Origin of the sequence: Cellulomonas sp. ICMP 17802 (assembly GCF_041295535.1) — a bacterium.
Classification (GTDB): Bacteria; Actinomycetota; Actinomycetes; order Actinomycetales; family Cellulomonadaceae; genus Cellulomonas.
In genome coordinates this window covers 21220-34740 of the sequence record NZ_JBGFQZ010000002.1, presented here as the reverse complement: position 1 = coordinate 34740, position 13521 = coordinate 21220, and the positions used below count along the sequence as shown (strand labels likewise).

The following is a 13521-nucleotide window of genomic DNA, read 5'->3' as shown; positions in this document are numbered from 1 at the left end:
GAAGGGCGGGGACGCGTAGTCACCCGCGACCCCGCCCCACCTCGACGCTCTCAAGAGAGCATCGAGATCACCTGCTGGGCCTGGTACCCCAGCGTCGCGCGCGCGGCGGGCGTGACCGTGGACAGCTTCGTCCGCGGTGTCAGCAGCTCGACGTACGCCCCGAGCGACCTCGCCGCGAGCCTCTCGTTGCCGGCGTCGGCAGCCCTGTCGGCCACCTCGACCGCCGCGAGCAGCCCCACGACCGCCACGCCCGTGATCGCCCCCGTCGCGATCTGGGCCTTCGTGGCGTCCCGCAGCGCGTCGATGCTGCCCGGCGCGTAGTAGGCCGGCACGGGCACCTGCGTGAAGTCCGTGTCCGAGGCCAGGTAGAAGCCCACGTCCGACGGCTGGTTGTAGGTCGTCTGCTGGCGGGCGACCTCGACCCGGTACTGCGGGTCCTGCATGAGCGTGTACATCTTCCGGTGGCTCAGGGCCGTGCTGGTGAACACGCGGATCGCCGACGAGTCCGCGGTGCGGACCAGCAGCTCCTCGCGCGAGTCGCCCAGGATGTCCGCCACCAGCGACGGGTTGCCCTTGGTGCCGTTGTTGGCGCGCGTGCCGGTGGCCGTGAGCTGGCGGCCGCGGGTCCAGTCGTCGATCGTGACGTCCTGGTCGCCCGAGCCGTTGACGATCTGCGTGGTGCCGTCCGGCAGCCACTTGATGCTCATGTTCGTGCCCGGGATGGCGCCGGGCGTGAACTGGCCCGTCGCCGTGTACAGCCCGAGCGACCCGGACCCGCCGGGCAGGCTCGCCCAGACCTCCAGGCCCCGGACGTCCGGCAGCACGTCACCGATCATCGAGCGCCCTGTGTCGGCACCCGAGTACTTGCCGAACAGCACCTCGCCGGTCTTGGCGTCGCGCAGGGCCATGCCGTACGGCGCGCCCGTCGCACCCTCGTGGCACGTGTAGATCTCCAGGCCCGGGCGGTCCGGGTCGATGTCGGTCACGTGGATCGCGTCGCCGTGACCCAGGCGGGCCTCGGTGCCGGGTGCCGACGAGCCCGCCGGGAGCGTGTCGAACGACGAGTACAGGACGGAGCCGTCGTCGTCGATCGTCGCGCCGCCGTAGACGATCTCCTGCCGGCCGTCCCCGTCGACGTCGGCCGCCGACAGCGAGTGGAAGCCCTGCGTGGTGAGCTTCCCGTAGACCGGGTCGGTGCCGTCGCGTCCGTGCGGGCTGTCGTTGAACGGGTTGCTCATCGGCACGTGGCCCGAGTCGACGTACCAGCGCTCCTTGAGCGCACGCCCGTCCCAGTCGTACGCGACGACCGTCGTGCGCGTGTAGTAGCCGCGGGCGAAGATCGCCGACGGCGTCGCCCCGTCGAGGTACGCGACGCCGGCCAGGAAGCGGTCGACGCGGTTGGCCGGCTCGATGCGGGCCATCGCGTAGTCGCCCCACATCAGGCCGTCGTCGCCGCGGCCCGGCTTGTAGTCGATGGTCTGCAGCTCCTTGCCGGTGGCCCCCTGGAAGACCGTGAGGTACTCCGGCCCGTCGACGATGAAGCCCTCGAAGCTCCGCAGCTGGTTGCGGGTGCTGCGGCTGGGCGCGTAGACGTCGACGAAGTAGCTCGCCAGCGCCGTCGCGTCCTCGTGGCTCAGCGGGTAGGCGTACTGCTTCGGGATGCCGAGAGCCTCCTCGACCGTCGACGGCCAGTGCCCCGCGACGACCTCCGGGTGGCTGCTCCAGCCCTCGAGCATGCTGACCAGATGCTCGAAGTAGCCGGACGCGCTGAGCCGGTAGTCGGAGGCGTCGGTGACGCCGGCGTCGCGATCGCGCTGCGGCAGGGTCACGTACGCCTCGGAGGCCACCGACCCGTCCGCGGCGTACCGCGTGATCTTCGTGCCGGGGGCCGTCTTCATCATGAGCTCGGCCTTGCCGTCGCCGTCGTAGTCGTAGACGGGGAACTGCGTGTAGTGCGCGCCGGCCCGGATGTTCACGCCCAGGTCGATGCGCCAGAGCTGCGAGCCGTCCTGCTCGTACGCGTCGAGGTAGACGTTGCCCGTGTAGCCGACCTGGCTGACGTCCTTCGAGTTCGACGGGTCCCACTTGACGATGTACTCATACTGGCCGTCCCCGTCCACGTCCGCGACCGACATGTCGTTCGCCGAGTACGTGTACGCGCCGCCCACGGGCGTGACCCCGTCGGCGGGCTTGTGCAGCGGGATGTCGAGGCTCGGCTGGGCCCACGGGCTCGCCTCGGTGCCGTCGACCTCGACGCCGTCGACCACCGCCGCCACGCGGTAGCGGGAGGTCGCCGTGCCGGCCGGGTCGACGAAGTTCGTCGAGTCGGTCACCGTGCCCAGCTTCGTGCCGTCCCGGTACACCGCGAAGTCCGGGCCGAGGAGCCCCGACGCCGTGGCGCCGGTGACCTCGCTGGCCAGCAGCCGCCAGCTGAGGAACACGCCCTGCCCGGTCACCGCCGCGACCAGGCCGCGATCGACGCGCTCGAGCGTGAGCCCGTCCGGCCCGGGCGCGGAGCCGTGCGAACCGGTCCGCACGGTCGCCCCGGTCGCTGCAGCCGCCGGACTACCGGCGACCGAGGTGCCGGTCGCCGCGCGGACGGCGTCCGCCACGCCCGCCGGCGCCGCGGTCGCGGGGACCGCGGTCAGGCTGCCGACGAGCACCGCGGAGCCGGCGATCGCCACGAGCGTGCGGCCCGGCCGGGGTGCTGCTCGGCCGCGCCAGGGGGCCGTCGATCCTCGTCCTTGCGTCAGACTCATCCTTGAATCCTTTCAATCGCCTACGAGTTTCCCGTGCGCGAGCAAGGTGCCCACCATGAGGAAGGCCGGGGGCGCCTTTGACCCCGACCGCCCACGACCGTATCGCCTGGTTCACCCGAGTCAACCCGTCCTGAGACATTCGCCGGATTCCGTCGAGGGGAGCGCTCCCGACGACGGAAACCGCTATCCAGCGACAGGGATCGCGCCGCCGCACGGGCCTCGCGGGCGCCCGCCGCGGACGGCCCGCGGTCCGTCGGGACCGCGGGTGGGCCCACCGTGGGGCGCTGGCGGGGGGCACGGCGAGCCGCACAGCAGGCGCGAGGTCACCGCGAGCGCGCAGTAGGCGCGAGGTCGTCAGTTTGCGACGAGGTCGTGAGTTGCAACTGACGACCTCGTCGCGAACTCACGACCTGGCGCCGGCGGGTGGGCTCGGACGTGAGAGGGAGTGCCGGCGGCGCGCCTCAGGGCTCGGCGGCGCACAGGAGGGCGCGCCGGCGTCAGACCTCGAACGTGTAGCCCAGGCCCGGTTGGGTCAGGATGTGGCGCGGGTGGGCCGGGTCGGCCTCGAGCTTGCGGCGGAGCTGGGCGGAGTAGACGCGCAGGTAGTGGGTCTCGTCGGAGTACCCCGGCCCCCAGACCTCCTGAAGGAGCTGTCGGCGGCCCACCAGCCGGCCCCGGTTGCGCACGAGGACCTCGAGCATCGACCACTCGGTCGGGGTCAGGCGCACCTCGACGCCGTCGCGCAGCACGCGGGCCCGGGCGAGGTCGACGGTCAGCGAGCCGGCGACGACGACCGCCTCGGACGCGTCGTCCGGGACGGACGACCGGCGCACCGCCGCGCGCAGCCGGGCGAGGAGCTCGTTCATGGCGAACGGCTTGGTCACGTAGTCGTCGGCCCCGGCGTCGAGGGCATCCACCTTGTCCTCGCCGTGCTGGCGGGCGGACAGGACGACGATCGGGACGCGGCTCCAGCCCCGGATCGCGGTGATCACGTCGAGGCCGCTCATGTCCGGCAGACCCAGGTCGAGCAGGACCACGTCCGGCGCGCGGGAGGCCGCCGAGGTGATCGCCGAGGCGCCGTCGGCCGCCGTCGCGACGTCCCAGCCCGAGGCGCGCAGGGTGATCGCGAGCGCGTGGGCCAGGCCGGGCTCGTCGTCGACCACCAGGACGCGGTTGCCGGTCACGACGAGACCTCGACCGGGTCGTCCCCGGGAGCCGCGCCGCCGGACGTCGCCGGGGCGCTCTCGAGCGGGACCGTCACCAGCATGGTGAGCCCGCCGCCGGGGGTGTCCTCGGCGGTGACCTCGGCCCCGACCGCCGTCGCGAGGCCCTCGGCCACCGCAAGCCCGAGCCCCAGCCCGGTCCCGGCGCCGTCGTCCAGGCGCTGGAACGGCGCGAACAGCCGGGCCTTGAGCTCGTCCGGCACGCCCGGGCCGGTGTCCACCACGCGCAGCACCATCCCACGCCCGACCACCGCGGCACTCACCCGGACCGGCCCGGCACCGCCCGCGTACCGGACGGCGTTGGACACCAGGTTGGCCACGACGCGCTCGAGCAGTCCCGGGTCGGTGAGCACGAACGGCAGCTCCTCCGGCACGTCGAGGACGACGGCGCCGGGCGGGAAGCCCTCGACCGCGAGCGGCACGATCTCGTCCAGGCTGGTCGCGCGGAGCACGGGCCGGACGCTGCCGGTCTGCAGCCGGGACAGGTCGAGCAGGTTGTCGATCAGGCGCTCGAGCTGCGCGGTCGACTCGGCCAGCGTGAGCACGAGCGCCGCGCGGTCGGACGGGTCGAGCTGGAGCGACAGGCCGTCGACGGAGGCCCGGATCGTGGCCAGCGGGGTGCGCAGGTCGTGCGAGACCGCCGCCAGGAGGGCGGTCCGGGTGGAGTCGGCCTGCTCGAGCACGCGCGCCTGCTCGGCCTGCGCGCGCAGTCGGTCGTGCTCGAGCACGATGCCCACCTGCGACGCGAACGCCTCGAGCACGCGGCGGTCGCCGGCGGGCAGCACCCGGCCGGTGAGGGTGAGCACACGGCGGTCGTCGACCGTGAGCACGGCGTCCGCGTCCTCGGGCCGCAGGGCGGGGTCGGCGCCGTCGCTCGCGAGCACGTCCCAGCCCGACCCCCGGGCGGACAGCAGCGCGACGGCCGAGAGCGTGAACGTCTCGCGCAGCCGCGCGACGAGGGCGGCCGCCGTGTCCTCCCCGGTCAGCACCGACCGGGACACCGCCGCGAGCGCGGAGGCCTCCGCGCGCGCCCGGAACGCCTCGGCGGTGCGGCGCGCGGCGAGGTCGACCACGGAGGCGACCCCCGCGGCGACCAGCACGAACACGCCGAGGGCCAGTGCGTTCTCCGGCTGGTCGACCGTGAGGTGCCCGGTCGGCACCGTGAAGAACCAGTTGAGCAGCAGGAACCCGACCACCGCGCTGACGATCGCGGGCCACAGCCCGCCGATCAGGGCGACGAGGACCGTGAGCGCGAGGAAGAGCATGAGCTCGGTGGGCAGGCTCACCACGTCGCGCAGCGCGCTGAGCAGCGCCGTCAGGAGCACCGGCCCGAGCACGGCGGTCGCCCAGCCGGCGACCCGGCGCGACGGGGACAGGGCCGAGCGTCGCGGTCGTCGTCGGCCCCCGCGCGCCTTCTCGTGCGTGACCAGGTGGACGTCGATGACCCCGGCCAGCCGGGCGATCTCGGTGCCGTTGCCCTCGGACAGCGCCTCGCGCCAGCGGCTGCGGCGGGACACCCCGACGACGATCATCGTGGCGTTCACCCCGCGGGCGAAGTCGACCACGGCCGTGGCGACGTCCTCGCCGACCACCGTGTGGAAGGTGCCGCCCAGCGACTCGACCAGCCGGCGCTGCGAGGCGATGGCCCCGGGCGCCGCGGACGGCAGCCCGTCGGTGGCCAGCACGTGCACCGCGAGCAGCTCGGAGCCCGCGGCGCGCTGCGCGATCCGCGCTCCCCGCCGCAGCAGCGTGTCCGCCTCGGGCCCGCCCGTGACCGCGACGACCACCCGCTCCCGCGCCGGCCAGGGTGTCTCGATGCGGTGGTCGCGCCGGTAGGTGGCCAGCGCGTCGTCCACCCGGTCCGCCAGCCACAGCAGCGCGAGCTCGCGCAGGGCCGTGAGGTTGCCGACACGGAAGTACTGGGAGAGCGACGCGTCGATCTGCTCGGCCCGGTAGACGTTGCCGTGCGCCAACCGCCTGCGCAGGGCCTCGGGGGCCAGGTCGACCAGCTGGATCTGGTCGGCGTCGCGCACCACGTGGTCCGGGACCGTCTCCCTCTGCTTCACGCCGGTGATGGCCTCGACGTCGTCGTTGAGCGACTCGAGGTGCTGCACGTTGACCGTGGTGACCACGTCGATGCCCGCGGCCAGCACGTCGTGCACGTCCTGCCAGCGCTTGGCGTGGGCGCTGCCCGGCACGTTGGTGTGCGCGAGCTCGTCGATCATCACCACCTGCGGCGCCCGAGCGAGGACGGCGTCGACGTCGAGCTCCGTGAACGAGACGCCGCGGTGGACCAGCACCCGCCGCGGCAGGACCTCGAGCCCGTCCAGCTGGGCCGCCGTGGCGGCGCGCCCGTGGTCCTCGACCAGGCCGACGACGACGTCCGTGCCGCGGGCGAGCCGGCGGTGGGCCTCGTCGAGCATGGCGTACGTCTTGCCGACGCCCGGCGCCGCGCCGAGGTAGACGGTGAGCCGGCCGGGTCGGCCGGGAGCCGAGGGCTCAGCGCTGGTCACGAGCCCATTGTCTGCAGCGCGAGGTTGAGGCGCAGCACGTTCACCCGCGGCTCACCGAGGAACCCGAGGTCGCGACCGACGGTGAGCCGGTCGACGAGCGCCTCCACCGACCCGACGGGCACGCCGTGCTCGCGCGCGACCCGGGCGGCCTGCAGGTGCGCGTAGGCCGGCGAGATGTCGGGGTCGAGCCCCGAGCCGGACGCCGTGAGCGCGTCGGCCGGGACGTCCGCGGGGTCGACGCCCTCGAGCGCCGCGACCGTCGCGCGCCGCTCCTCGATCGCCGCGACCAGGTCGGCGTTGAGCGGCCCGAGGTTGGAGCCCGCCGACGCCAGCGTGTCGTACCCGTCCCCGGCGGCCGACGGCCTCGGGTGGAACCACTGCGGCCCGCCGAACGACTGCCCGACGAGCACCGAGCCGACCGCGTCCCCGCGCGACGTCACGCGCTCGCCGGACGAGGAGACCAGCGACCCGTTCGCCTGCCACGGCATCGCGAGCTGCGCGACCCCCGTGACGGCCAGCGGGTAGGCGACCCCGAGCAGCACCGTGAGCACGAGCAGGACGCGGAGGCCCGCCCACGACTGGCGGACGAACGACACGACATCGGTTCCGGTGGCCATCAGGACATCCCCAGGGCAGTGACGAGCAGGTCGATGAGCTTGATCCCGACGAACGGGGCGATCACGCCGCCGAGCCCGTACACCAGGAGGTTGCGGCGCAGCAGGGCCGACGCCGACGACGGCCGGTAGCGCACCCCGCGCAGCGCGAGCGGCAGCAGCGCCACGATGACGAGGGCGTTGAAGATGACGGCCGACAGGATGGCCGACTGCGGCGACGACAGGTGCATGACGTTGAGCACCCCGAGCTGCGGGAACGCCACGACGAACATGGCCGGCAGGATGGCGAAGTACTTGGCGACGTCGTTGGCCACCGAGAACGTGGTGAGCGCCCCGCGCGTGATGAGCAGCTGCTTGCCGATCTCGACGATCTCCAGCAGCTTGGTCGGGTTCGAGTCGAGGTCGACCATGTTGCCGGCCTCCTTCGCCGCGGTCGTGCCCGTGTTCATCGCGACCCCGACGTCCGCCTGGGCCAGCGCGGGGGCGTCGTTGGTGCCGTCGCCGCACATCGCGACCAGCCGCCCGCCCTCCTGCTCGCGCCGGATGAGCGCGAGCTTGTCCTCGGGCGTCGCCTCGGCCAGCACGTCGTCCACCCCGGCCTCGGCGCCGATCGCCCTCGCGGTCAGCGGGTTGTCGCCCGTGACCATGACCGTCCGGATGCCCATCGCCCGCAGCGCGTCGAACCGCTCGCGCAGGCCGTCCTTGACCACGTCCTTGAGGTGGATGACGCCGAGCACGCGCGCCGGGGCGGATCCGCGCTGCTCCGCGACGACCAGCGGCGTGCCGCCCGACGCGGAGATGGCGTCGACCGTCGCCGCGACGTCCGGCCCCGCGTGCCCGCCCGTGGAGTGGACCCAGTGGGTGACCGCCGCGGCGGCGCCCTTGCGGACCGATCGACCGGGCAGGTCGACGCCGCTCATCCGGGTCCGCGCCGCGAACGGCACGAGCTCCGCGCCGGCCAGGTCGTGCCGCTCGCGCAGCCCGAACCGCTCCTTGACCAGCACGAGCACCGAGCGGCCCTCGGGGGTCTCGTCGGCCATGGACGAGAGCTGCGCGGCGTCGGCCAGGTCCTCCGCCGTGGCGCCCGCCGCGGGCAGCAGGTCCGCCGCCTGACGGTTGCCCAGCGTGATGGTGCCGGTCTTGTCCAGCAGCAGCACGTCGACGTCGCCGGCGGCCTCGACCGCGCGGCCCGACATCGCGAGCACGTTGCGCCGGACCAGCCGGTCCATGCCAGCGATGCCGATGGCCGAGAGCAGGGCACCGATCGTCGTCGGGATCAGGCACACCAGCAGCGCCACGAGGACGACGAGCTGCTGGGTCGCCCCCGAGTAGATCGCGAACGGCTGCAGCGTGACCACGGCCAGCAGGAACACGATGGTCAGCGTGGTGAGCAGGACGTTGAGGGCGACCTCGTTCGGCGTCTTCTGCCGCTGCGAGCCCTCCACCAGCGCGATCATCCGGTCGACGAAGGTGTGGCCGGCGGGTGCGGTGATGCGCACGACGATCCGGTCCGAGAGGACCACCGTGCCGCCGGTGACGGCCGAGCGGTCGCCGCCCGACTCGCGGATCACCGGCGCGGACTCCCCGGTGATCGCCGACTCGTCCACGCTCGCGACGCCCTCGATGACGTCACCGTCGCCGGGGATCGTCTCCCCCGCGTCGACCACGACGACGTCGCCGACCTTCAGCGACGAGGACGCGACCTGCGCGGTCGGCAGGTCTGCGAGCCCCGACGAGGACTCCAGCGTGTCCTGCGGCGCGAGCACGCGGCGGGCCGTCGTGTCCCGCTGCGTGGCCCGCAGGCTGGCCGCCTGCGCCTTGCCGCGCCCCTCGGCGACCGACTCCGCGAGGGTCGCGAAGAGCACGGTCAGCCAGAGCCAGACGGCGATCGACCACGCGAAGACGGTCGGCTGCGCGACGGCGAGCACGGTGGTGAACGCAGCGCCCACCTCGACGACGAACAGCACCGGCGCGTCCCACAGCCGGCGCGGGTCGAGCCCGCGCAGGGCACCGGGCAGGGCCTTCGCCAGCTGGTGGCCGGAGAGCGCGCCGGACGACGGCGTGACCACCGGCGGCGTCGGCGCGGACAGGACGGACGTGCTCATGACAGCGACTCCACGACAGGACCGAGGGACAGGACGGGGACGAACGTGAGGCCGACGACGACGAGCGTCACCGTGACCAGGAGGCCGACGAACAGCGGGGTGTGGGTGGGCAGCGTGCCGGCCGTCTCGGGCGTGCGCCGGGTCCGTGCGAACCTCCCGGCCAGCGCCAGGACCAGCGCGATCGGCACGAACCGGCCGATGAGCATCGCCAGGCCCAGCAGCGTGTTGTAGAACGGCGTGCCGGTGGTCAGGCCGCCGAACGCCGAGCCGTTGTTGTTCCCCGCGGACGCGAACGCATAGACGATCTCGGACAGGCCGTGAGCGCCGGGGTTGAGCAGCCCGCTCAGCCCGGCGGGCGTCGAGATGGCGATCGCCGAGCCCAGCAGCACCACGGCGGGCATGGTGAGCACCGCGAGCGCGACGAGCGTGATCTCCTCGCGGCCGATCTTCTTGCCCAGGTACTCCGGCGTGCGCCCGACCATGAGCCCGGCCAGGAACACCGCGACGATCGCCAGGATCACCATCCCGTACAGGCCGCTGCCGACGCCGCCGGGGGCCACCTCGCCGAGCAGCATGCCGACCAGCGCGACCCCGCCGCCCTGCGCCGTGAGCGAGTCGTGCATCGAGTTCACCGCGCCGGTGGAGGTCATCGTCGTCGACGCCGCGAACAGCGCCGACGCCGCCTCGCCGAAGCGAACCTCCTTGCCCTCGAGCGCCCCGCCGGCCGCCAGCGGCGCGGCGCCCGCGCCGGCCAGCTCGGCCCAGGTGAGGAACCCGACGGCCGCGACCCACAGGGTCGACATGGCCGCGAGGATGGCCCAGCCCTGCCGGCGGTCGCCGACCATGCGGCCGAACATCCGCGGCATGGCGAACGGGACGAGCAGGAGCAGCACGACCTCGAGCGCGTTGGTCCACGGCGCCGGGTTCTCGTACGGGTGCGCCGAGTTGGCGTTGAAGAACCCGCCGCCGTTGGTGCCCAGCTCCTTGATGGCCTCCTGCGACGCGACCGGCCCGCCCAGCACCGCCTGCGTGCCGCCGGCGAGCGTGGTGACGTCCGTGTGCGCGTGCAGGTTCTGGATCACGCCGCCCGCCACCAGCGCGAGCGCCGCGACGAACGCGAGCGGCAGCAGCACGCGGACGCAGGCGCGCACCAGGTCGGCCCAGAAGTTGCCGACGCGCCCGTCGGTACCCGACCGCGCGAAGCCCCGCGCCAGGGCGGCGACGACCGCGATGCCCACCGCCGCCGAGACGAAGTTCTGCACCGCGAAGCCCGCCATCTGCAGCAGGTGGCCCGCGGCGACCTCGCCGGAGAACCACTGCCAGTTGGTGTTGGTGACGAACGAGACGGCGGCGTTCCACGCCCCCGCAGGGTCCATGGCCGGGGCCCCGATGTCGAGCGGCAGCCGGTCCTGCAGCCGCGCGAGCCCGAAGAGCACGAGCACCGACGCCAGCGAGAAGCCCAGCAGCGACAGGAGGTAGGTGCTCCAGCGCTGCTCGGCGTCGGGGTCCACCCGCATGAGCCGGTAGCCGACGCGCTCGACGGCCAGGTGCCTGGTCGACGACATGACCCGGTACAGGTAGTCGCCGAGGGGGCGGTGGGTGGCGGCGAGGACGAGGATCACGAGGGCGATCTGAGCCACGGCGGTCACCTCGGTCACCTCACCTTGTCCGAGCGCAGCAGCTGCACCACGAGGTACACCAGCAGCGCACCCGCGACCGCGAGCCCGGCGAGGTCGAACCCGGTCATGACCGGTCCGCCCGGCGGGCGAGGAGCGCGACGGCGGCGAAGAAGACCACCGTCAGCGCGAGGAAGGCCAGATCGGCCATGAGAGTGACTTTCCGACGAGGGGGACGAGCAGGACACCTGCTGGTCTACGCCCGCCCGCGCCCCTCGTCGGCCGTCTTGACGGAACCCTGATGCCGAGGGACCAGGTCCTGACGCGATGACTCCACCCTCGGGATGAGCACGGGCGTGTCGGGTGTCACCTAGACTCCGACCGTGATCTTCAAGGCGGTGGGCGAGGGCAGGCCCTACCCGGACCACGGGCTCGAGACAGCCAAGCAGTGGGCCGAGGTTCCGCCGCGCCAGGTGCGTCTGGACGAGCTGGTGACGACGAAGCGCACCCTCGACCTCGACGCGCTGCTGGCGGAGGACTCGACGTTCTACGGCGACCTGTTCGCGCACGTCGTCCAGTACCGCGGGGTCATGTACCTCGAGGACGGCCTGCACCGGGCCGTCCGGGCCGCGCTGCACCAGCGCGCGCTGCTGCACGCCCGGGTGCTGGTGATCAAGTGACCGAGCAGGACCGGGGTCGTCAGCTGCGCCGACGCCACATGCACGAGCGCCAGGCCGTGATCTTCGGCGTGCTGCTCGCGGCCCTCGCGCTCGCGGGGCTCGGCGCCGCGGCGGTGTTCACGGGGAGCCTCAACCTGCCGGTCTTCGCGCGCGAGTTCGCCGCCGAGCCCAGCCCGACCGCGACGCAGGACCCGTACCCGTGCCCGCCCGCCGGTGCCCTCCCGGTGCCGTACGGGCAGATCACCGTCAAGGTCTACAACGCGACCAACCGCGTCGGCCTCGCCGGGGCCACCGCCGCGAGCCTGGCCGAGCGCGGGTTCGTCATCGGCGCCAAGGAGACCGCGGCCGTCCGCTACGACGGCACCGCCCGCATCATCTTCGGCACCACCGGCGTCGCGGCGGCGTACACGCTGGCCGCCCAGCTCGACGGCGCGGTGCTGATCCTCGACCCCCGCACGGACCCGAGCGTGGACCTCGCGCTCGGCGCGGAGTTCGCAGAGCTCAAGCCGGTCGAGCAGGTGACCCTGGACCCGGCGGCTCCGCTCGTCGCCCCGGCGGGCTGCACCCCGTTCGACCAGGTGGTCGCGCCCGTCGCGACCGAGCCCCCCGCGGCCGGCTGACCGGTCGCACAGGCAGTCGGGCTAGCCTGAGGTCTCGCTGTCTCGCCGGCCTCGTCGGGCCACGCTCTCCGGAGGTCGCCCTGCTCCGCCGACTCCTGCACTCCACCGCCGCCGTCTGGGTCGCCTTCGTCCTGGCGCACGGCTGGCTCGCGCTCGTCGGGCTCGTCCTGATCCCGCAGCAGGCGTTCTGGGACCTGGACCTCTACCGCTACTGGATGTGGCTCGGGCTGCACGACGGCCAGTGGCCCGTGCTGTCCGGCTCGTGGGTGTACCCGGCGGGGGCCATCGTGCCGATGCTCGTCGCCGCGGTCGGCGGGACGGGCGGCGTCTCCGGGTACGCGCCCGCGTGGTCGGTCATGATCACGGTGCTCGACGGCATCGCGCTGGCGGTGCTGCTGCGGGTCCGGCGACCCGACCGCCCCGACGACCCGCCGACGACGTACGGCGCCTGGTGGTGGCTCGCGTTCCTGGTGCTGCTCGGCCCGGTCGCGATGGGCCGGCTCGACGCGGTCGTCGCGCCCGTGGTCGTGGTCGCCCTGGCGATCGCGCTGCGGCACCCCCGCATCACCTCGGCCCTGCTGACGGCCGCGGCGTGGATCAAGGTCGCGCCGGGCGCGCTCCTCATCGCGCTGTTCTTCGCCGTCAAGCGGCCGTGGCGCAGCGTCGTGGTGCCCGCCGCGATCGTCTGCGTGGTCGTGGTCGGGACCGTCGCCGCGCTCGGCGGGTTCGCCCACGTCGCGTCGTTCCTCACCGAGCAGGACGAGCGCGGCCTCCAGATCGAGGCCCCGGGCGCCACGCCGTGGCTGATCGCCGGGCTCTGGGTGCCCTCGATCACGCGCGTGCTCAACCAGGCGATCGTCAGCTGGGAGATCCACGGGCCCGGGACGCAGGGCGTCGCCGACGTGCTCGGGGCGTTGTTCTTCGTGGCCATCGGCGCGTCGGCGCTGCTGCTCTGGTGGCGCCGCGAGCGGCTGGGCGCGCAGATGTGGTCCGGCGGCATCGCGCGCACCGAGCTGCTGGTCCGCGGCGCGATGCTGCTGACGCTCGCGATGCTCGTGTTCAACAAGGTGGGCTCGCCGCAGTACATGGGCTGGCTGGCCCCGCCCGTCGCCGTCGCGCTCGCCCTGCGGCTGCCGGGCTGGCGCACCACGGCGTGGCTGGTCGCGGGCATCGCCGGGGCCACCCAGGTGGTGTTCCCGTGGCTCTACAACGAGGTGATCTTCGGCGGCCCCGGGGTCACGTTCACCCTGGCCGCGCGCAACGTGGCCCTCGTCGTCCTGCTCGTGCACACCGTGGTCGCCCTGGTCAGGCCGGTGCCCGTGGACGACCAGCCCGGTGCGGTGCGCCGCCCGGAGCGGATCACCAGCGCGCGACCCGCGGCGTAGCGCAGG

Annotated in this window: 9 protein-coding genes; 3 read left to right on the top strand and 6 right to left on the bottom strand. The window is 73.7% G+C overall.

The window, feature by feature from the left end; genetic code table 11:
- Positions 1-50: 50 nt before the first annotated feature.
- The 6 genes from AB5970_RS03720 to kdpA form a co-directional block, all read right to left on the bottom strand.
- A complete protein-coding gene (locus AB5970_RS03720; RefSeq protein ID WP_370502563.1) occupies positions 51-2759 on the bottom strand; it encodes a rhamnogalacturonan lyase in 2709 nt (902 codons plus the stop codon).
- Between the two features lie 497 nt (positions 2760-3256).
- Positions 3257-3943 (bottom strand): response regulator, encoded by a 687-nt coding sequence (locus tag AB5970_RS03715; RefSeq protein WP_370502562.1) that lies wholly within the window; start codon positions 3941-3943, stop codon positions 3257-3259.
- Positions 3940-6495, bottom strand: a complete 2556-nt coding sequence (locus AB5970_RS03710; RefSeq protein WP_370502561.1) for a DUF4118 domain-containing protein — start codon at positions 6493-6495, stop codon at positions 3940-3942. Before AB5970_RS03710 ends, AB5970_RS03715 begins: the two co-directional genes overlap by 4 nt.
- Complete coding sequence (kdpC, locus tag AB5970_RS03705) at positions 6492-7112, bottom strand: potassium-transporting ATPase subunit KdpC (RefSeq protein WP_370502560.1); 621 nt, start codon at positions 7110-7112, stop codon at positions 6492-6494. Before kdpC ends, AB5970_RS03710 begins: the two co-directional genes overlap by 4 nt.
- Entirely contained in the window at positions 7112-9214 is a 2103-nt protein-coding gene (gene kdpB / locus AB5970_RS03700; protein ID WP_370502559.1) for a potassium-transporting ATPase subunit KdpB, read from the bottom strand. The genes kdpC and kdpB overlap by 1 nt, the downstream gene beginning before the upstream one ends.
- Entirely contained in the window at positions 9211-10863 is a 1653-nt protein-coding gene (gene kdpA / locus AB5970_RS03695; RefSeq protein ID WP_370502558.1) for a potassium-transporting ATPase subunit KdpA, read from the bottom strand. Before kdpA ends, kdpB begins: the two co-directional genes overlap by 4 nt.
- A gap of 350 nt (positions 10864-11213) precedes the next feature.
- Between kdpA and AB5970_RS03690 the strand changes: the two genes are divergently transcribed.
- The 3 genes from AB5970_RS03690 to AB5970_RS03680 all read left to right on the top strand — a co-directional run bounded on the left by AB5970_RS03690 (position 11214) and on the right by AB5970_RS03680 (position 13515).
- Positions 11214-11510 (top strand): type II toxin-antitoxin system VapB family antitoxin, encoded by a 297-nt coding sequence (locus tag AB5970_RS03690; protein ID WP_370502557.1) that lies wholly within the window; start codon positions 11214-11216, stop codon positions 11508-11510.
- Positions 11507-12130, top strand: coding sequence for a LytR C-terminal domain-containing protein (locus tag AB5970_RS03685; protein WP_370502556.1), 624 nt, complete (start codon positions 11507-11509; stop codon positions 12128-12130). The genes AB5970_RS03690 and AB5970_RS03685 overlap by 4 nt, the downstream gene beginning before the upstream one ends.
- A gap of 215 nt (positions 12131-12345) precedes the next feature.
- Complete coding sequence (locus AB5970_RS03680; RefSeq protein WP_370502555.1) at positions 12346-13515, top strand: glycosyltransferase 87 family protein; 1170 nt, start codon at positions 12346-12348, stop codon at positions 13513-13515.
- Positions 13516-13521: the final 6 nt, after the last annotated feature.

What these genes read in the sequence shown, in the direction of transcription:
- AB5970_RS03720 (WP_370502563.1), bottom strand. Translation starts at nt 2,759, where the DNA reads ATGAGTCTGACGCAAGGACGAGGATCGACGGCCCCCTGGCGCGGCCGA.
- kdpC (WP_370502560.1), bottom strand. Translation starts at nt 7,112, where the DNA reads ATGGCCACCGGAACCGATGTCGTGTCGTTCGTCCGCCAGTCGTGGGCG.
- kdpB (WP_370502559.1), bottom strand. Translation starts at nt 9,214, where the DNA reads ATGAGCACGTCCGTCCTGTCCGCGCCGACGCCGCCGGTGGTCACGCCG.
- AB5970_RS03680 (WP_370502555.1), top strand. Translation starts at nt 12,346, where the DNA reads ATGTGGCTCGGGCTGCACGACGGCCAGTGGCCCGTGCTGTCCGGCTCG.